The organism is Bifidobacterium callitrichos DSM 23973 (genome assembly GCF_000741175.1).
Lineage (GTDB): Bacteria > Actinomycetota > Actinomycetes > Actinomycetales > Bifidobacteriaceae > Bifidobacterium > Bifidobacterium callitrichos.
This window is the reverse complement of record NZ_JGYS01000003.1, coordinates 1-19,451: the sequence shown is the minus strand read 5'-3', so window position 1 is coordinate 19,451 and position 19,451 is coordinate 1. Positions and strand designations below refer to the sequence as shown.

The window sequence follows — 19,451 nt, the reverse complement described above, 5'->3', positions numbered from 1 at the left end:
ATGGTTCTCTCCGGTCCGACGTATACTCGCTTCTCACACGGTTCGCTTGCCGTTTTCCCGCCCGTAATATGCGGGGGCAACAATGACGACCGTATTCAAGACTCCCGGCGTTGAGGCGTGTCGGGGTCCCGGAATTCCGTCCGGCCAAGCCCCATTCCACTAGTTCATGAGAGAAGAACCATGAATCTGTTCCGTAAGAAAACGGTGGATCAGCTTGTCGCCGAATCCACCCCTCTGAAGCGTACGATGCGCACGTTCGATCTGACGATGCTCGGCATCGGCGCGATCATCGGCACCGGTATCTTCGTGCTGACCGGCAAAGGCGCTCTGACCGCCGGCCCGGCCCTGTCCGTGTCGTTCCTGCTCGCCGCGATCTGCTGCGGCTTCGCCGGCCTGTGCTACGCGGAGTTCGCGTCGATGGCCCCCGTCTCCGGCTCCGCCTACTCCTACGCGTATCTGGCGTTCGGCGAACTGATCGCGTTCGTCATCGGCTGGGATCTGATCCTCGAATACGCGCTGCAGGCCGCCACCGTGTCCGCCGGATGGTCGGGATACTTCAACAAGCTGCTTGAAGGGTTCGGACTGCATCTGCCGGTCGAGCTGACCGCCGCATACGGCACCACGCCGGGCGTCACCACCTACTTCAACCTGCCCGGCTTCGTCATCGTCCTCATCATCACGTGGGTGCTGTCGATCGGCATCAACCAGACCAAGCGCACCAACGACATCATGGTGATGATCAAGCTCGTGATCATCGTCCTGTTCATCGTGTGCACCGTGTGGTACATCAACCCGGCCAACTGGAAGCCGTTCTCCCCGTATGGCATCTACACGTTCCAGCCCGGCTCCACGCAGCCGTACGGCATCGTGCCCGCCGCCTCGATCGTGTTCTTCAGCTTCATCGGCTTCGACGCCGTCTCCTCCTCCGCCGAGGAGACCGTCAACCCGAACAAGACCCTGCCCCGCGGCATCCTCTACTCCCTCGGCATCTCGACGGTGCTCTACATCATCATGACGCTCATCATGACCGGCATCGTGCCCTACAAGGAGTTCGCCAAGTTCATCGACGCGCCGGTCGCCGGCGTGATCCTCGCCACTGGCATGAACTGGCTGGCGTTCATCGTCAACCTCGGCGCCCTCGTCGGCATGACCACGGTGATGCTCGTCCAGCTGTACGGCCAGTCCCGCATCTGCTACGCGATGAGCCGCGACGGACTGTTCCCGGAGTTCTTCGGCCACGTGCACGAGAAGTACCGCACCCCGTTCAAGGGCACCTGGTTCTTCGGCATCCTCACGGCCGTCGCCGGAGGCTTCATCAACATCAACGTGCTGTTCGAGCTGGTGAACATCGGCACGCTGAGCGCGTTCATCATCGTCTCCGCCGGCATCCTGTGGATGCGCAAGACCGCGCCCGACGCGCACCGCGGCTTCAAGGCCCCGGGCGTGCCGGTCACCCCGGTCATCTCGATCATCTTCTGCTTCATCCTCATCGCCGGCCTCAACTGGGAGACCTGGCTGCGCTTCGCCATCTGGTTCGGCCTCGGCCTCGTGGTCTACTTCGCCTACAGCCGCAAGCGCTCCAAGCTCAACGGTGCGGACGGTGTAGATAAGTCCGCCAAGGCCGCCAAGGCCGCCGCTAAGTAGCCATTAACAGATATTGGGCGCTATTGGTAACCACCATTAGCGCCCAATATCTTTATCCTCGTCCTCGTCCCCATTTCCCCACCTCAACCCACCTAATCTCCTCCCTGTTGCTTCTCAGCGTCACAAATTCCCGGGATTTAGGTTGATCCCGGGAAAAGGTGACGCTGGCCATCCGTGAGCGTCACAAATTCCCGAAGTCCCCATGGATCTCGGGAATAAGTGACGCTTACTGTTGGTGAGCGTCACAAATTCCCGAGGTGCCCTATGCTGGAGGCATGGAAACGACGCTGGATGGGGAAGCGGTCCTGAGCGGCGAGGGGTACACCGCCTTCGACGAGGAACGCTGGGCGATCGAACCGCCCAAATCGAAATCGCGCACCGCGTTCGAACGCGACCGCGCCCGACTCATCCACTCGTCGGCATTGAGAAGACTCGGCGCCAAAAGCCAGGTGCTCGTCGCCGGCACCGACGACTTCGCGCGCACACGGCTCACGCACACGCTCGAAGTCGCCCAGATCGGCAGACAGGTCGGCAAACTGCTCGGCTGCGATCCGGACGTCGTCGACTGCGCCTGCCTCGCCCACGACCTCGGACACCCGCCCTTCGGACACAACGGCGAGAAGGCGCTCGCCGACATCGCCCGCAACATCGGCGGATTCGAAGGCAATGCGCAGACCCTCAGACTGCTCACACGGCTCGAACCCAAGATCATGCACCCCGACGGCCGATCCGCCGGAGTGAACCTTACGCGAGCCTCGCTCGACGCCGCCGTCAAATATCCGTGGACGCTCGATCAGGCCGCCGAATACGCGAAAATCAAAGGCGTCAAACCCACGAAGTTCTGCGTCTACCCGGACGACATGGACGTCTTCCGGTGGCTCAAGATCGACGCCCCCGAAGCCACCAAGCCGATGGAATGCCAGGTCATGGACCTCGCGGACGACATCGCCTACTCCGTGCACGACGTGGAGGATGCGATCGCGACCGGCGCGTTTGAGCCGATCGTCCTCACCGATCCGCGCATGCTCGACCGCATCGTCGAGGCGACGCGCGACTGGTACGGCGACAAGTGGGATCCCGACCTGCTGCTCGCCGCATTCCGCCGACTGCAGCGCCTCGACATGTTCCCCATGCACTTCAACGGCTCACGCTCCTCGCTCGCACAGCTGAAGAACATCACCTCGGATCTCATCGGCAGATTCGCGTGGAGTGTCGAGGAGGTGACGCGCGACACCTACGGTCCGGGGCCACTGACCCGCTATTCGGCCAGCGTCGTCATCCCCGAGGACACCGCATACGAGATCGTCGCCCTGAAGGGCATCGCCGTCTACTTCGTGATGGCCCCACGCGAGCACGAACCGCTGCACATCGAGGAACGCAGGATCGTCGAGGACCTGATCGACGTGCTCATGGCCGACTCGCCCCGCCCCTCCGACGTGCTCGAAAGCCAGTTCCTTGAGGACTGGGACTCGGCCTCCAACGACGACGAACGGCTGCGCGTCGCCGTCGACCAGGTCGCCTCCCTCACCGACGCCTCCGCCCTCGCCCTCCACTCGATCCTGTGCTGACGGCGTTGCGCTGGAAATGAGGCGGGGGAGTGGGATATACGATGCACGACTGTAAGCTTGGCCAAACGGCCTTGAGTGTGTCGTGTATCGCATATCCCACTCCCCCGCCGGCCGGCTGAAACCAAGCCTTACGGTGAGGTAAGGTAGGAAGCTATGGCCGGAATGATCAAGAAGGAAGACGTGGAGAAGGTGCGCGCAGCCGCGGACCTGTACGACATCGTATCGGCCAGCGTCTCGCTGAAACCCTCGGGCACCGGCAACTACGTCGGCCTGTGTCCGTTCCACGACGAGAAGACCGGCAGCTTCAACGTGCGCCCGGCGCTCGGCGTATGGCACTGCTTCGGCTGCGGACTCGGCGGCGACGTGTTCAAATTCGTCGAACAGCAGGAGAACATCGACTTCCGCGAGGCCGTGCAGCTGCTCGCAGACAAGTACCACATCGAACTGCACTACGAGAACTCCGGCACCGGCAGGCCCGAGCATTCCGGTTCGAAGCGTGCCCGTCTCATCGAGGCGAACGAGGAGGCGCAGCGCTTCTTCGTCTCGCAGATCATGACCAAGGAGGCGCTCGCCGCCCGCAAGCTGCTCGGCGGCCGCACGTTCAGCCAGGCCGACTGCGAGCGCTTCGGCTGCGGCTACGCGCCGCAGGGCTGGGACAATCTCGTGCGCCATCTGGCATCGAAGGGATTCACTCAGCAGGAGATGCTCGACGCGGGGCTCGCCCGTCAGGGCCAGCGCGGCATCTACGACTACTTCCGCGGGCGCGTCACATGGCCGATCCGCGATTCGACCGGACGCACGCTCGGCTTCGGCGCGCGCAAGCTGTATGAGGACGATCAGATCGCCGCGAAGTACATCAACACGCCGGATACGGCGCTCTATCGCAAGACGCAGGTGCTGTACGGCATCGATCTGGCGAAGAAGGCGATCGTCAAGAAGCGTCAGGTCGTCATCGTCGAGGGCTATACGGATGTGATGGCGATGCATCTGGCCGGGGTCGACACGGCGATCGCGACCTGCGGCACCGCGTTCGGCGCCGAACACGCGAAGATCGTGCGTCGTCTGATCGCCGACGATTCGCTCGGCGCGGTCCAGCTGGTCGGCCCGCTGAAGGTCGAGGGTCAGCCGTTGAGCTCGCGCATCGTGTTCACGTTCGACGGCGACGCGGCCGGGCAGAAGGCGGCGCTGCATGCGTTCGGCCTTGATTCGGCGTTCCTCACGCAGACGTTCGTCGCCGTCGCGGACGACAATCTCGACCCGTGCGATCTGCGCATCGAACGCGGAGACGAGGCGGTGCGCTCGCTGGTGGCGAATGCGAAGCCCCTGTATGATTTCGTCATCGACTCGGCGATCGGCCGGTTCGACACCACGTACACGACCGGTCAGATGGGCGCGGTCAAGGCGGTGGCTCCGCTGGTCGCGCAGATCCGGGACCGTTCGCTGCTCGACATGTACACGCGCAAGACCACGCGTCGCATCGGCGTGGATCTGGACGTGATGCGCCGCGAGGTGAACATGGCGCGCCGCCAGCTGCACGTGCGCGATGACGATGCGTACGCGCAGCGCCGCAGGTTCGGCGATCAACCCGGAACGTTCGGACGCGGGGAGTCGCGTCTCGAGCCGGGGGAGAACCCGTATGCCAATCCCGCCCGCCGGCGTGAGCTCGAGCATCGCGACGCGACCGAGCAGACGTATTTCCGTATCGACGATGCGGTGTTCATCGCCGAACAGCAGTTCATGGCGATGCTGATCCAGGTGCCGCGCGCCATCGACGCGAACTGGTTCGGCGCGCTGACGCTCGCGAACTTCATGACGCCGGTGTTCCGCACGCTGTATCAGGCGATCGCCGCGGCCGGGGGATTGCCGTCCAACGACACTCCGCAGGGATTGTGGATGCATAATCTGACCAAGGCGGGCGGGCCGATGCTCGAACCGGTCATCAACGAGCTGGCCGTGATGCCTCTTCCGCTGCCGCCCTCGGGACGCGCGGGCGCTGGTTCCGGCCCGGATGCGTCGGGCAACGTCAACACGTCGGGTGACGCCGATTCCGCCGACGCCCAGTTGCGTCCGCCGACCAAGGCCGAGACGCAGTATGCCAACGAGCTGCTCGCCAAGCTGCTCGACATGGGCCTGATGCGCCGCATCGGCGCCGCCCGCCGGCGCATGACGATGCTTCCGGACGGCGAGGAGAAGATCGCCCTGCTGGGTGAGATCACCAAGCTCGAAACCTCCCGCAAGGACCTTCAGGCCCAGGTCTACGGCACCATCGGCTGAGGCGCACGGCGGCATCGCGATTGGATGGGTGAAGAACTTGCCGATTGGCCCCATCCAAATTGGACTGGCTTGGATGGCCGCATGGTCCTGCGATCGATAATGAACGCGACGGAACGAACCAACGGTCGTTCGCACATTATCACACATGAAGGGAACACTCATGACGCAGGATCGTGCGGAACTCAATCGTAATCTGGCCCAGATGCTCAAGGGCGGCGTGATCATGGACGTGACCACGCCCGAACAGGCGAAGGTCGCCCAGGACGCCGGCGCATGCGCCGTCATGGCCCTCGAGCGCATCCCAGCCGACATCCGTGCCGCCGGTGGCGTGAGCCGCATGTCCGACCCGGCCATGATCAAGGGCATCCAGGAGGCCGTGTCCATCCCGGTCATGGCCAAGGTACGCATCGGACACATCGCAGAGGCCCGCATCCTGCAGGCCATCGACATCGACTACATCGACGAGTCCGAGGTGCTCTCCCCGGCCGACGACGTCTACCACATCGACAAGCGCCAGTTCGACGTGCCGTTCGTGTGCGGCGCGAAGAACCTCGGTGAGGCCCTGCGCCGCATCGCCGAAGGCGCCGCGATGATCCGCACCAAGGGCGAGCCCGGCACCGGCGACGTGATTCAGGCCGTGCGCCACATGCGCACGATGAACAAGCAGATCCACGAGCTCGTCTCCCTGCGCGACGACGAGGTATATGAGGAGGCCAAGCAGCTCGCCGTGCCGTACGACCTCGCCAAGTACGTGCACGACAACGGCCGTCTGCCCGTCGTCAACTTCGCCGCCGGCGGCGTCGCCACCCCGGCCGACGCGGCCCTGATGATGGAGCTCGGTGCCGAGGGCGTGTTCGTCGGCTCCGGCATCTTCAAGTCCGGCGACCCGGCCAAGCGCGCCGCCGCCATCGTCAAGGCGACCGCCAACTGGCAGGACGCCGACCTGCTCGCCAAGCTCTCCGAGAACCTCGGCGAGGCCATGGTCGGCATCAACGAGGACGAGATCAAGACCATCATGGCCGCCCGAGGCGAGTGACGGGGAGCGGAAGACAGCATGGTCGTAGCCGTTGAATACATCTCCAAGGAGGAGTCCGACGACGCCGAACACGCGAAGCATGGCATGACCGGCATCCTCGCCGTTCAGGGCGCATTCGCCGAACACGCCGCCGTACTGGACAGGCTCGGTGCCCCGTGGAAGCTCCTGCGCGCCGCCGAGGACTTCGACGAGTCCATCGACCGGGTGATCCTGCCCGGCGGAGAATCCACCACGCAGGGCAAGCTGCTGCGTTCGACCGGCCTGTTCGATCCGATCGCCGAGCACATCAAGGCCGGCAAGCCGGTGTTCGGCACCTGCGCCGGCATGATCCTGCTCGCGAAGAAGCTCGACAACGATCCGAACGTCTACTTCGGCGCGCTCGACGCCGTCGTCCGCCGCAACGCGTACGGCCGCCAGCTCGGCAGCTTCCAGACGACCGCCGACTTCGGCGCCACGGACGACCCGCAGCGCATCGCCGGATTCCCGCTCGTGTTCATCCGCGGGCCCTTCGTCGTCTCGGTCGGCCCCGAGGCACAGGTCGAGACGGAGGTCGACGGGCATCCGGTGGCCTTGCGCCAGGGCAATATCCTCGCCACCGCGTTCCACCCCGAACTCACCGACGACACCCGCATCCACGAGCTGTTCCTCTCGCTCTAGCCCTGTTCCCCATCCCCCATTTCGTCGGATCCTATAGGAACGGACGAAAAACGGGGATGAGGGGTCCTCGTTTCATCCGTTCCTATAGGATCGGACGTGATAGAGGCCCGAATGGGGTGGTATTTCGCCCGATCCTATAGGAACGGACGTTGGCGCGAAGACCGGATATTCAGAAAGGTGGGATGCGATGCGATTGACCGTTGACCGGCATTCGGGCATGCCGATGTACCGGCAGCTTGCGGCCCAGCTGCGCGAGTCGATCGTCTCCGGTGCGCTCGCCGAAGGCTACCGGCTCCCGCCCGAACGCGAGCTCGCAACACGCCTCGAGGTCAATCGCACCACCGTGCTGCAGGCGTACCAGCAGCTGAAGGACGAGGGGTTCATCGCCTCGAAGGTTGGCAAGGGCACCTTCGTGCTGCCTGCTGCGCCTGCTGTATCTGTGGCACCGGGCACAACGGCCGCATCCATTCCACCCGCATCCGTCGATGCCATCGGTACGACTGCGCTGCCCGCAAGTCCGGCGTCGCCGCGGGCGGCCGATCCGGTTGCCGATGTCGGCAGCGCATCCGGCGAACCGCCTATCATCCGACCGCCGTGGTCGATCCTGTTCTCCGACTATTCCAACCGGTTCACCTACCACGACATCGCCGCGGCGGATCGCGCCCAGCGGAGCGGCAGTGGCGGTAGAGGTGGCGGAACCGGACCGCATCCGATCGACTTCGCCACCGGCTCGCCGAATCCGGCCGACATCCCCGACGATCTGCTGCGCGCGGTGAGTCTCGAGGCGTTCTCCTCGCACGAGTTCGACGGCCAGCCCGAATCCCCGATCGAGGGGTTCGACGAGCTGCGCGACCTGCTTGCGAAACACATGCGCGATCGCGGCGTCGGCTGCGACGCGCGCAACGTCATGGTCCTGTCCGGCTCCGAACAGGGCATCGACCTGATCGTGCGTGCGTTCGTCAATCCCGGCGACTGCGTGCTCGTCGAACAATCCACGTTCTTTCCCGCGCTGCAGACCTTCCGTTCGGCGGACGCGCGCATCATCGGCGTACCCGTCGACGGGCACGGCATGCGCACCGACCTACTGGAGGGCTACTGCGCCCGATTCCATCCGAAACTCATCTACACGATCCCCACGTTCCATAATCCCACCGGCACGACGATGCCGATCGAACGCCGACGCACGCTCGTCGACGTGGCCCGACGTTACCAGTGCCTTATCGTCGAGGATGACGCGTACGGCGATCTGTGGTACGGGCAGGGTCCCCGTCCCATCCCTCTCGCCGGCATGGAGAACACCGGCTATGTGATGTATCTGTCCACGTTCTCCAAGACCGTCACGTCGGGACTGCGCACCGGATGGGTCGTGGCCGATCCGCATGTCATCGCGCGACTCGCGGCATTGCGACGTATGGTCGACCAGCATACGAGCACGTCGTCGCAGCGCATCTGTCTGGAACTACTCAAGGAGGGGCGCATCGCGGGGCATGTCGCGTCCCTTGCGGCCGCATACCGCACGCGCCGGGACGTGATCCTCGATGCGCTGGAACGGTACATGCCCCACGACATGCGCTGGACGCGACCGCAGGGCGGATACTACATATGGGCTACTCTGCCCGGAGGCGTGCGCGCGCTCGACCTGCTCGGCCGGTGCCGTGCCAGGGGTGTTACGTTCATGCCCGGCGGCGTCTTCGACGTCGATGAGAGCGACGACGCCCACATCCGCCTCAATATGGTCCGCCCCGATGCGGCCGATCTGGAGAGGGGCATTCAAGTGATCGGCGAATCGCTGAACGCAATGTAGCCTGAGACTCCCGGATGAATGCTCCGGGAGTCTCAGGCTACATCGACATATATCGGATATGTTCAGGCGATCTGCTTGAGCAGGGTCGGCAGCTCGGCCATCGTGTCGATGACCGCGTCCGCGCCGGCGGCGACGAACGCGTCACGGGCCGCGGTGCGCGCCTTGGCCTTGTCCTGATCGGACAGCGCCTCGAACTCGTCCTGGCTCAGCGCCATCTGCGAGCTGCCTTCGGTCACGCCCACCGTGAACACGCCGGCGTTCTTGCCTTCGCGGATGTCGGAGAGCGTGTCGCCGACCTTGACCGCGCGGCGCACATCGGTCACGCCGAGCTTCTCGAGGTTCCTGAAGACCATGTACGGGTAGGGGCGGCCGAAGCCGTTGGTGCCGTCCGGGCTGATCCAGAAGTCCGGGGCGTAGCCGTTCTCGGCGGCCTTCGGCACGACGATCTCCATCATCCTGTCGGTGTAGCCGGTGGTCGAACCGATCTTGAGACCTTCGGCGCGCAGCTCGGCGACGGCGTCGATCACGCCCGGCTTTGGATCGGCGAAGCCGTCGAGGATCGACAGCAGCTTCGGCTCGAAGTGCGCGCACACGGCGTCGGTGTCGGCGTCGGTCGGGGCGGCGCCATGCTTGTCCTCCCATGCGCGGGCGATGCGATCCATGTGCAGCATGGTCTCGATGTGGTCGTGCTTGAGCATGCCCATCGGCTTGCGGGTCTCGGCCATCGTCGGCTCGACGCCGAACTCCTTGAACGCCTCCTGGAACGCCTTGACGGGGGCGAAGCAGCCGTAGTCCACGGTGGTGCCGGCCCAGTCGAAGATAACGGCCTCAAAACGCTTGGTCATAATGGAATCTCCTTGAATACGAACTCGAAAGAATCAGGCGGTGAGCTTGACGTTCGCCGGGGCGGCGGCCTTGATCGGCTCGCCGGCGGCGTCCATCGCGGCGATCGCGGCCGGCACTGAATCGAGACCGGTGGCGGCGGCCAGCAGGCCGCGCTCGCCCATGTACAGGGCCAGCAGCTCGGTGACCTTCTCGATGTCGTCGGTGTAGATCTCGCCGATGTTGCCGAGACGGAAGGTCTCCTCGTCGGTCAGCTTGCCCGGGTAGATCGCGTAGCCGCGCTCCTTGATGAACTCGTACATGTCGTGGAAGTCGAACTGCGTGCCCTCCGGGTAGAGGAACGTGGTGATGATCGGGCCCTGGTGGTGCTTGAGGAACACACGGAAACCGAGCGCCTTCATACGGGCGATGAGCAGGTGGTTGTTCAGGGCGTAACGGGCGGAGCGGGCGGGGATGCCGCCTTCGGCGAACATCTCGTCGAGGGCCTTGGAGAAGGCGAGCACGACGTGGGTGGGGGAGGTGTAGCGCCACTTGCCGTTGGCCTTCTCAAGGGTGTTCCACTGATCCCACAGGTCGAGGGAGAGGCTGCGCGCCTTGCCCTTGGAGGCCTCAAGCTTGGCTTTGTCGCAAATGATGAAGCTGAAGCCAGGCACGCCCTGAATGCACTTGTTGGCGGAGGAGACGAGGAAGTCGATGCCCCAGTCGGCGACCGGGATGTCGACGCCGCCGAAGGAGCTCATCGCGTCGACCATGAACGTGCAGTTGTGGGCCTTGGCGACGGCGGCCACGGCCTGGATGTCGTTGAGCAGACCGGAGGTGGTCTCGGAGTGGATCATAGAGACGTGGGTGATGGACGGGTCGGCGTCCAGGTACTCGGCCACGCGCTCGGCGTCCGGAATGCGGTCGTACGGCTCGGCGTACTGCGTGTAGGCGATGCCGGCGTGCTCGCAGATCTTGACCTGACGGTCGCCGTACGCGCCGTTGGTGCACAGCAGGACCTTCTCGTCCTTGCCGATCACGGAGGTCAGGACGCTCTCGACGCCGAAGGTGCCGGAGCCCTGCATGAGCACGACGGTGTGGGCGCCGTCGTCGGCGTGGGCGAGCTCGAGCAGCTGGTGGCGGATCTTCTGGGTGATCTGCTGGTAGTCCTCGTCCCACGTGCAGTGGTCGAAGAGCATCTCCTCCTTGACGGTGCGGGTGGTGGTCAGCGGGCCGGGGGTCAGCAGCTTGTATTCGTTCGCCATGATGGTGGTTTCCTTTCCTTGTCGATGTCCTTCGCTTCTCGCGTGGGAGTCGGGGGAGCGGGGGCGTAGTTTGTCGTGGTCTTGGTTGTTGCGATATTCAGTTATGAAGCTTGGGTTGTGAAGCGTTGAAGCGCTGAAAATGTGTCCGAATATGGCTTCCGCCCGCAGAGTGTAATCACGAAGAGAGTTTTTGAAAATTTCTACGTAGATTTCGCCCTGCGGGCGGAGTGTCGAATCTAGTTTGCTAGTTGCGTTCGCTTTGCGTTTACTCGCCCTGCGGTGAGACTGTCATCCTGCCCTCGTTCGACTGTCGTCTCACTCGGGGCTCGGCTACGGACAGTCCACCGGACTGTCCGCTTTACGCCTCGCCCTGCGCGATCCGCTTGCATTCGGACGAGAAGTCCTGATGCTGCTGGAGCAGGTCGACGGTCAGCGGCTCGGGGAACGACTTGGAGCGCTTGGAGGCGTTCGCAGGAGCCTTCTCGCCCTCGTACAGCGGGGTCGGGTAGGTCTGGAGCAGCTCCTTGCGGCCCTTGTCGATGATGATGCCGGCCATCTTCTGCGCCTTCGGGTTGGTGGCGTTGCCCTTGTCGAGCACGGCCACCGACTCGGTGAGCGAGTAGTTGCCTTCGGTCGGGTCGACGTAGTCGATCGGCAGGCCCTTCTTCTTGTCCGCGACCGCCTGGTGGCGCAGGCCGAAGCCGATCGCCACCTCCTTGGCGCGCACGGCCTTGAGCGGGCCGGAGCCGGACTGTTCAAGGTGCGGACCGGCGTTGCGGTAGATGTCGGTGAGAATCTGCTTGCCCTTCTCGCCGGTGCCGTAGGCGTCGACGATGGCCTGAATCATCAGCCAGCCGGTGGAGGAGCCCTCCATGTCCGGCACGGAGATGAGTCCCTTGTATTCGGGCTTGGCGAGGTCCGCGTAGCTCTTCGGGGCCTCGACGCCGGCGGCCTTGAGGGCCTCGGTGTTGATGATGATGGCGCCCTCCTGCGCGGTGGTCGGGGAGCGGTAGGCCGGGGCCTTCGAGTTCTCCGTGTCGCCGAGCAGCTTGGTGTGCACGTCGGTCAGGTTCGCGAACATGTGGTTGCGCTCCTGCGCGGAGTCGACGTAGTAGGAGCTCATCGTCAGCATGTCAGCCTCGAGGGCCTTGCCTTCGGCCAGCATCTTGCCGCCGAGCTCGGAGGTGCCGAACTCCTGGATGATGTACTGGTCCTTGTAGCCGTTGTCGTCGAGCGCGTGCTCGAAGGCGGTGACGGCCTCCTCGTCGGCGTTCGTGTAGATGACGACCTTGCCGCCGGCTGCGGCCGCGGAGGTCGAGACCGCGCCGAAGGTGACGAGCAACGCCACGCACACCGCCGAGGCGATGCCGGTGAGCAGGCCCTTGGCCTTGCGGTTGCCGTCGTTCGGCAGCTGGAAGGTGGCCGCTGCGGTCGTCAGCTGGCTGCTGGGCCTGACGGTACTGAACGAGGCTGCGACCTGCGGGGTCTTCACGGCGGCGCGTTCCTTGGCCTTCGCCTTCGCGCGCTCCTTGGAACGGTCGCGGGTGAACAGGGCGATCAGGCCCTTGACCACGAGGTTGACGACGAGGATGAGCAGCGAGAGCACGAACACGTCGTCGAACTTGGCGATGTGCTGCAGGGCGGAGATCTTCGTGGTGATGACCTGCGTGCGGGCGCCGGTGAGGAACACGACCGCGGAGATCGTGACCATCGCGTTGACGAAGTAGTAGCCGAAGATCTGCAGCAGGGTCGGCCACGCGTTCGGGGTGACCACGCGGATCAGTGTCTTGATCCAGTTGTCGCCCATGAGCTTGGCGGTGGTCTCCCATCCCGCGTTCATCTTGGTCAGGGAGTCCTTGATCATCTGGTACGGGGTGGCGAAGTAGTGCACGATGTTCGCGATGATCAGGATCCAGAACGTATTCTGCAGCGGGGAGCCGGAGAAGGCGAACAGGAAGGCGATGCCGAGCACCATGCCCGGGACCGTGTTGATGATCGCGGAGATCGCGTCGACCGAGCGGCGGGCCCAGCCGGGCAGCTTCGAGCGGGAGGTCACGAGGCCGGCGGCGTAGACGAACACGCATCCGAAGATGGCGGTCATCGCGGCCACGTACAGCGAGTTGACGAACACCTGCGTCAGCTGGGAGTCGACGAACAGGTTCGCGATGTGCGAGAAGGTGAAGCCGAGGTGGTCAGGCCATTCCTGGACGAACGGGATGAGCAGGATCACGAGGAACACGGAGAGCACGCACACGAGGGTTACCACGGATAGGATGCCGCAGATCCAGTCGCGCTTCTTGCCCTTGGGCAGGTCGACCTGACTGATCTGCTTGTAGCGGATCGCGAAGCGCTCGAGCACGGTCATCAGGATGATCGAGATGATCGAGGGGATGAGCATGAACACTGCGATCACGGCGCCGCGGTTGAAGTTCGGGATCGAGCCGAGCATCTGGTTGAACAGCGTCATGGCCAGCACGTCGTACTCGCCGCCGACGGAGGTCGGAATACCGTAGTCGGTGAACGCGAGGAAGAACGACTGGATGAACGCGACGGCCATCGTGCCGACCAGCGGGCGCAGCACGGTGTTGAGGAACGTGGTGATCGGCTTGTCGCCCATGATGTGGGAGACGATGATGAATTTCTTGTCGACGAACTGGAAGCTGTTGTTGATCAGCAGGAAGCAGGTCGGCAGCGTGTAGATCACGTAGCCGATCAGCAGGCCGTTGAAGCCGTAGATGTCGAACAGCGGGTGGCCGATGAGCTGCGTGATCAGACCGTTCTTGCCGAACGAGTAGATGATCGCGAAGCCGTAGGTGATGGTCGGCAGGAGCATCGGCAGCTGCGCGAGCAGGGCGATGGCCTTCTTGAGGCCGCGCGGCACGTTCGTGCAGTTGATGGTGTAGGACAGCAGGAACGCGAGGATCACGGCGACGAGCGCGGAGACCGCGGCCACGGTCAGCGAGTTGGTGATCGACCGCCCGAATTCGGGCCGGGAGAGAATCGTCGTGTAGTTCTCGAGGGTGGCGGCCCCGCCGGCGGTGGTGAACGAGCGGATGATCACGAGGATCATCGGCACGACGAGGAAGCCGAGGAAGCACACCGCCACGATCACGAGGAGGGTCCACAGCTCGGTCTGCTTCGGCTTGGACGGCCGGGCCTCGTAGTTGTGGATCTCGGGGCGGATGTTGGGCAGCTGCTTGCCCGCCTGGATGGATTCAGCCGACATGGGTCTCAGGCCTCCTGACCTGCGGCGGCGAGCTGGGCGTTGGCCTTGGCCGCGTCCTGATCGCCCTCGTTGAACAGGGTGTAGATGTTGTTGCGCTTGACCTCGAGCTGGTGGAGGATGAACTTCTTCACGAAGTCGGACGCCGGGTGCTCGATGATGTTCTCCGGGCTGTCGTACTGCGCGACCTTGCCCTGGTTGATGATGAGGACCTTGTCGCTCATCGTGCAGGCCTCCTCCGGATCGTGGGTGACCATGATCGTGGTGAGGTTGTACTGCTCGACGATCTGCTTGATCTTGGCCTTGATGGACTCCTTGATCACGCCGTCCAGAGCGGACAGCGGCTCGTCGAGGAGCAGCAGCTTCGGCTTCATCACCAGCGTGCGGGCGAGCGCCACGCGCTGCTTCTGACCGCCGGAGAGCTCGTCGATGTGCTTGTTCAGGTGCTCCTCGAGGCCGAGCAGGGAGATCATCTCCTTGATCTCCTTCTCGGAGGAGATGCCCGGATTGTTACGCAGGCCGTAGGTGATGTTCTCGTAGGCGGTGAGGTTCGGGAAGAGGGCGTAGTCCTGGAACACGATGTTGAAGCCTCGCTTCTCCATCGGCACGTGGGTCAGGTCCTCGCCGTTGTAGATCAGCTTGCCGCTCGTCGGCTCGGTGATGCCGAGGATGATGTTGAGCAGCGTGGTCTTGCCGCCGCCGGAGGGTCCGAGGATCGACATGATCTTGCCGTTGTCGAGTTCCAGGGTGATGCCGTTCAGGACGTGGGTGTCGCCGAACGACTTGGTGATGTTCTTCAATTCGAGCATATTCTTCGACTGCCTCTCATCATGCGGCCCGTTGTTCGGGTCCGCTCTATGGTGTGGCTCCGTTCCCGCGGGGTCGGATCGGATTGATCGGTCCCATGGGTTCTTCGCCGTGATCGATATTCAGTTGTTGTTCAGTTATGCGGTATGCACTGTGTGTCAGCACTGTGTTGTCACGGCTAGAGACTGCTCGCCGTTGCGCCCCGCGTTCGGTCGTGTCCGTTCGGTCGTTCCCGTCCGCCGTGCGCAATTTCCATGATGGTTCCGTTTCGGCGCTGCTCTACCGCATGCCGGGGAAATCGGACTGAAAGTACGGTGAACAGCGAGTGAAACTACCTGTGGCGGATGTAGTCCACGTAGTTTTGGGGCGATGCGATGTGCGTATTGTGCATGTGAGCACGGTCACAATCGGTTTCGCGATGTCTTTTTTGACTCAACGAACGCTTTGCTACGTAGTTCTTGGTTGTTTGTCGGCGCGGGCTGCGGCTTATTCCGCGATGGCGATGGCGCGGCTTCGGTCCCGTTCTATTGATCCCGCGGGATGACGGGTTTGAAAATGTGCTTCTAGGACGATTCTATGGTTTGAAAATGTAGATAAACGACATGAAATCAGTTTGAAAATGTAATGACGTCATGTTTCAATGGTTTGAAAATGTAGTCACACTGTTGTCGATACGTTCGGGGACAACTGGTTTTCGGTCCGTATCGCGTGGGAGGGATGCATGCTGACTCGTAAAGTGGAGAACCGGATGGAGGCGTGGCTATCCGCCCCCAAGCGCACCGCGTTGCTGATTACGGGAGCTCGCCAGACCGGCAAGACCTACATCATCCGTTACTTTGCCCGCAAGCATTATGAGCATGTCGCCGAGCTGAACTTCATCGAGAATCCCGAGCTGGTCTCCATCTTCAGCAAGCCGCGCGATGTGGAGAACTTGTTGATGCGGCTGGAGCTGGCCGTTGACGTTCCGTTGGTGCCGGGGAAGACCCTTGTGTTCTTCGATGAGGTCCAGCAGTGCAGGGAAATGGTTACCGCGGTCAAGTTTCTGGTGGACGACGGTCGATTCGACTATATGTTGTCGGGATCGTTGCTCGGCGTTGAACTGGAGGATGTGCGTTCGGTGCCTGTGGGGTATCTGAGCGAGTTGGACATGTATCCGCTGGATTTCGAGGAATTCTGCTGGTCTCAGGGTGTGGGGGGCAACGTGTTCGACATGTTGCGTGGCTGTCTTGCCGGCAGAAAGCCGGTGGATGGGTTCGTTCATGACCGGCTGATGGATCTGTATGCCAAATATCTGGTCATCGGGGGAATGCCGGCGGCGGTCGACTCCTTCGTCGCCAATGGCAGCATCTCCGACGTTCGCACGATTCAGGAGAACATCAAGCGTGAGTATCGTCGGGATATCAGCCAGTATGCCAAGCGGGAGGATCGTCTGCATATCAGAGGCATTTACGATCTGGTGCCGAGCGAGCTCAACAATCCCAACAAGCGTTTCACCTTCGCGAAGGTAGACAAGGGGCTGCGGTTCCAGACCGTGGCCGCTGACTTCGATTGGCTGAAGGCCGCCGGTGTGGCGATAGCCGCGTATAACGTCGATGAGCCGTGTGTTCCGTTGGAAATGAGCAAGGAGCGCAACCTGTTCAAGTTCTTCTACAATGATGTTGGTCTGTTGACCGGCTCCTTCCTGAAGAAAACCGCGCTTGATGTGCTCGACGGCAATCCCGATGTCAACTACGGGTCCATCTATGAAAACGCGGTCGCACAGGAATTGCATGCCCATGGGTTTGACCTGTATTACTACAACAGCAAGCGATTCGGTGAACTGGACTTTCTGGTTCAGGACAGGAACGATCGTGTACTGCCCATCGAGGTGAAATCCGGCAAATCGTACAAGCGCCATCATGCCATGGATAATGTGCTTGCGCGTCCGGAATATCATCTCGGCACTGGCCTCGTGTTTGGCCCATGCAATGTCTCCGTGGAAGGGGCCGTCACCTACCTACCCATATATATGGCGGGCTTGATGGAGAACGCATGACGGAAGATGCGGCGCAAGATGCGGAACGTAGTCGACCCACGGAAAAGTTAACGGACGGTTCACTTGGAAGTCGGCTGATATCACCCGTCGACACACCCATTCCGGTTAGGCTACGACAGTGTAGAGCATCATAGGCGTGACGTTGTAGGAGATGGGACCGTGCAGTCTTCGGTGGGAATCCGCGAGCGTATCGATCACGTATACCCTTCGCTTCGCCCGGCCGAACGGGCCGTTGCGCGTTACATCCGCGATCATATCGAGGAGGCGGCGGGATTGACCGTCGGCCAGCTCGCGGAGGCGACGCACGTAAGCCAGCCCACGGTCATCCGCTTCTCGCGCAAACTCGGTTTCGGCGGCTATCGCGAACTGCGATACGTGCTGCGCCATCCCGAGGCGGAACATCAGGTGACGTTCGATCCGCTCGAAGGATTCGACCTCAACCCGTGGGACAGCCCCGAGGATGTGCCGGCCAAGGCCGCTGCGGGTGCCGCCTCGCTCATCGAGGAACTTCGTCGTTGCCTCGATGTCAAGGCGTTCCGCAAGGCGACGGCGCTGCTGGCCGACGCGCATGCCATTGATATCTATGGTGTCGAGAACTCGCTGGTCCCGGCTACCGATCTGTTCACCAAGCTGATGTATCTGGGGCTCGATTGTCGCCTCAACACGGACGCCTACCTGCAGCAGATCGGAGCGGGGCACCTGCGTGATCAGGATGTGGCCATTGCGTTCTCGCATTCCGGCTCATCCGCGGACACCGTCAAAGCGTTGCGTCTGGCCAAATCCGCCGGCGCCCGTACCATCGCCGTGACCAACCATATCGGCTCGCCCCTTGCCGGGTCCGCCGACGTCACGCTGATCACCGGTTCGAGTACGCAGACCATCTACGGCAATGCGATCTTCTCGCGCGTGGCCCACATCGCGCTCGTCGACATGCTGTACATGGGCGTGATCCTTTCCGATTACGGTCGATTCTCCACGGCGCTCGACCAGTCCGGTCGCATGATCGCCGACCGTGAATACCGCAGCTGACCTGTAATCTGTAGGTGATCTGTAGGTCGCCGATTCGTGTCGTTCCACCCCGGCTATTACAATGTCACGAGTTTGGCCCCGTAGCTCAGCTGGATAGAGCAACTGACTTCTAATCATTGGGTCGCCGGTTCGAGTCCGGCCGGGGTCACTAGTGAAACCCTTGGAATCATGCCGATTCTGAGGGTTTTTCTATTTGTGTTTTCTGGGCCTTTCGCTGTTTGTGGTGGGTGATGGTGTGCGGTGTGGTGTCTGTCGGGTAGGTTGGAGGCATGGATACCTCGCGTTTGTTCACGGCCGCGCTCCAGCTGCGGGAGCCTTGGAGGGTCGAGTCCGTGGATTTCCGGGACACCGACGACGGCAGGCAGGAGTTGCACATCGGGATCGGTTTCGAGGCGGGCTCGCGGTTCCGCTGCCCCGAGCCGGGGTGCCGGCGGGACGAATGTCCGGTGCATGACACGCGCGGGCGCGTGTGGAGGCATCTGAACTTCTTCCAGTACAAGGCGTTCATCCATGCCGGCGTGCCGCGCGTGACATGCCCGGAGCATGGCGTGAGGACCGTGCCTGTCCCGTGGGCGAGGCCGGGCAGCGGGTTCACGCTCCTGTTCGAGGCGTGGGCGGTCGAGATGGCCCGCCACCTGCCGGTCAGCACGCTCGCCGAGCAGGTCGACGAGACCGACACCCGCCTGTGGCGGTTCATCGCGCACTACGTGGACGAGGCCCGCAGGCTCGAGGACTACACGGGCGTGGAGGCCATCGGCATCGACGAGACCAGCCGCAAGGGGCACAACTACATCACGGTGGTCGCCGACCTCGTCGAGCACGACGTGATCAACGTGACGGCCGGCAAGGACTCGTCCACGGTGAAGCGGTTCGTCGACGACTTCACGGCGCACAACGGAGTGCCCGGATACGTGCGGCTCGTCACCTGCGACATGAGCCTGGGGTTTCGGAAGGGCATCCGCGAATACCTGCCCAACGCGGAGCGGATCGTCGACAAGTTCCACGTTGTCAAGCACGCCAACGAGGCCGTCGACAAGGTCCGGAAGGCCGAGGGACGCTCCAACGGGCTGCTGAAGAGGACGAAGTACCTGTGGCTGCGCAACGAGTCCGGGCTGAGCGAACTGCAGTTGGAAACCAAACGCGCTCTCATGAAACAGCGGCTGAAGACCGGCCGGGCGTGCCAGATACGCGAGACCCTGCAGGACATCTACGAGACCAGCCGCACGCCAGGCGAGGCGTGGTCGCGCCTGCACCGCCTGTGCTCGTGGATGATGCACTCACGGCTGG

The 19,451-nt window shown here is 62.9% G+C and carries 13 protein-coding genes and 1 tRNA gene; 10 read left to right on the top strand and 4 right to left on the bottom strand.

The annotated features are described in order from the left end of the window. Positions 1–180 precede the first annotated feature (180 nt). From BCAL_RS01985 to BCAL_RS01960, 6 genes are all read left to right on the top strand, one after another. Positions 181–1,644 carry an APC family permease gene (locus BCAL_RS01985; RefSeq protein WP_043166851.1) on the top strand — a complete coding sequence of 488 codons (1,464 nt, stop codon included), beginning with the start codon at positions 181–183 and terminating at the stop codon, positions 1,642–1,644. Positions 1,645–1,919: 275 nt separating this feature from the next. Beyond that, the gene (locus tag BCAL_RS01980) at positions 1,920–3,212 is read left to right on the top strand and encodes a deoxyguanosinetriphosphate triphosphohydrolase (protein ID WP_043166853.1); all 1,293 of its coding nucleotides are present in this window, start codon (positions 1,920–1,922) and stop codon (positions 3,210–3,212) included. Between the two features lie 153 nt (positions 3,213–3,365). Then, a complete protein-coding gene (gene dnaG, locus BCAL_RS01975) occupies positions 3,366–5,486 on the top strand; it encodes a DNA primase (RefSeq protein WP_043166855.1) in 2,121 nt (706 codons plus the stop codon). 160 nt (positions 5,487–5,646) lie between these two features. After that, positions 5,647–6,522 (top strand): pyridoxal 5'-phosphate synthase lyase subunit PdxS, encoded by an 876-nt coding sequence (pdxS, locus tag BCAL_RS01970; RefSeq protein WP_043166857.1) that lies wholly within the window; start codon positions 5,647–5,649, stop codon positions 6,520–6,522. Positions 6,523–6,540: 18 nt separating this feature from the next. Further along, positions 6,541–7,179, top strand: coding sequence for a pyridoxal 5'-phosphate synthase glutaminase subunit PdxT (pdxT, locus tag BCAL_RS01965; protein ID WP_043166859.1), 639 nt, complete (start codon positions 6,541–6,543; stop codon positions 7,177–7,179). Between the two features lie 187 nt (positions 7,180–7,366). Then, the gene (locus BCAL_RS01960; RefSeq protein WP_043166861.1) at positions 7,367–8,983 is read left to right on the top strand and encodes an aminotransferase-like domain-containing protein; all 1,617 of its coding nucleotides are present in this window, start codon (positions 7,367–7,369) and stop codon (positions 8,981–8,983) included. A gap of 62 nt (positions 8,984–9,045) precedes the next feature. On the opposite strand, the gene phnX is transcribed toward BCAL_RS01960, so the two are convergent. The 4 genes from phnX to BCAL_RS01940 all read right to left on the bottom strand — a co-directional run bounded on the left by phnX (position 9,046) and on the right by BCAL_RS01940 (position 15,102). Next, on the bottom strand, positions 9,046–9,828 hold the full coding sequence (gene phnX / locus BCAL_RS01955) for a phosphonoacetaldehyde hydrolase (RefSeq protein ID WP_043166863.1): 783 nt from the start codon (positions 9,826–9,828) through the stop codon (positions 9,046–9,048). A 33-nt stretch (positions 9,829–9,861) separates the two neighbouring features. Beyond that, positions 9,862–11,070, bottom strand: a complete 1,209-nt coding sequence (locus BCAL_RS01950; protein ID WP_081887190.1) for a 2-aminoethylphosphonate--pyruvate transaminase — start codon at positions 11,068–11,070, stop codon at positions 9,862–9,864. Between the two features lie 358 nt (positions 11,071–11,428). Continuing rightward, positions 11,429–14,296 carry an extracellular solute-binding protein gene (locus BCAL_RS01945; protein ID WP_202961931.1) on the bottom strand — a complete coding sequence of 956 codons (2,868 nt, stop codon included), beginning with the start codon at positions 14,294–14,296 and terminating at the stop codon, positions 11,429–11,431. A 5-nt stretch (positions 14,297–14,301) separates the two neighbouring features. After that, the gene (locus BCAL_RS01940) at positions 14,302–15,102 is read right to left on the bottom strand and encodes an ABC transporter ATP-binding protein (protein ID WP_043166865.1); all 801 of its coding nucleotides are present in this window, start codon (positions 15,100–15,102) and stop codon (positions 14,302–14,304) included. Between the two features lie 719 nt (positions 15,103–15,821). Here BCAL_RS01940 and BCAL_RS01935 point away from each other — a divergent pair. The 4 genes from BCAL_RS01935 to BCAL_RS01920 form a co-directional block, all read left to right on the top strand. Beyond that, positions 15,822–17,135 (top strand): ATP-binding protein, encoded by a 1,314-nt coding sequence (locus tag BCAL_RS01935; RefSeq protein WP_043166868.1) that lies wholly within the window; start codon positions 15,822–15,824, stop codon positions 17,133–17,135. 159 nt (positions 17,136–17,294) lie between these two features. Then, positions 17,295–18,164 (top strand): MurR/RpiR family transcriptional regulator, encoded by an 870-nt coding sequence (locus BCAL_RS01930; RefSeq protein ID WP_043166870.1) that lies wholly within the window; start codon positions 17,295–17,297, stop codon positions 18,162–18,164. Positions 18,165–18,238: 74 nt separating this feature from the next. Then, positions 18,239–18,312: transfer RNA gene (locus tag BCAL_RS01925), tRNA-Arg, on the top strand. Positions 18,313–18,433: 121 nt separating this feature from the next. Beyond that, positions 18,434–19,451: ISL3 family transposase (locus BCAL_RS01920; RefSeq protein ID WP_081887189.1), on the top strand; the 1,018-nt coding region annotated here is incomplete at its 3' end.

Excerpts from the sequence above, each read along its gene's own strand:
- BCAL_RS01935 (WP_043166868.1), top strand. The coding sequence starts at position 15,822 with ATGCTGACTCGTAAAGTGGAGAACCGGATGGAGGCGTGGCTATCCGCC.
- phnX (WP_043166863.1), bottom strand. The coding sequence starts at position 9,828 with ATGACCAAGCGTTTTGAGGCCGTTATCTTCGACTGGGCCGGCACCACC.
- dnaG (WP_043166855.1), top strand. The coding sequence starts at position 3,366 with ATGGCCGGAATGATCAAGAAGGAAGACGTGGAGAAGGTGCGCGCAGCC.
- pdxS (WP_043166857.1), top strand. The coding sequence starts at position 5,647 with ATGACGCAGGATCGTGCGGAACTCAATCGTAATCTGGCCCAGATGCTC.
- BCAL_RS01945 (WP_202961931.1), bottom strand. The coding sequence starts at position 14,296 with ATGTCGGCTGAATCCATCCAGGCGGGCAAGCAGCTGCCCAACATCCGC.
- BCAL_RS01950 (WP_081887190.1), bottom strand. The coding sequence starts at position 11,070 with ATGGCGAACGAATACAAGCTGCTGACCCCCGGCCCGCTGACCACCACC.
- BCAL_RS01980 (WP_043166853.1), top strand. The coding sequence starts at position 1,920 with ATGGAAACGACGCTGGATGGGGAAGCGGTCCTGAGCGGCGAGGGGTAC.
- pdxT (WP_043166859.1), top strand. The coding sequence starts at position 6,541 with ATGGTCGTAGCCGTTGAATACATCTCCAAGGAGGAGTCCGACGACGCC.
- BCAL_RS01940 (WP_043166865.1), bottom strand. The coding sequence starts at position 15,102 with ATGCTCGAATTGAAGAACATCACCAAGTCGTTCGGCGACACCCACGTC.
- BCAL_RS01985 (WP_043166851.1), top strand. The coding sequence starts at position 181 with ATGAATCTGTTCCGTAAGAAAACGGTGGATCAGCTTGTCGCCGAATCC.
- BCAL_RS01960 (WP_043166861.1), top strand. The coding sequence starts at position 7,367 with ATGCGATTGACCGTTGACCGGCATTCGGGCATGCCGATGTACCGGCAG.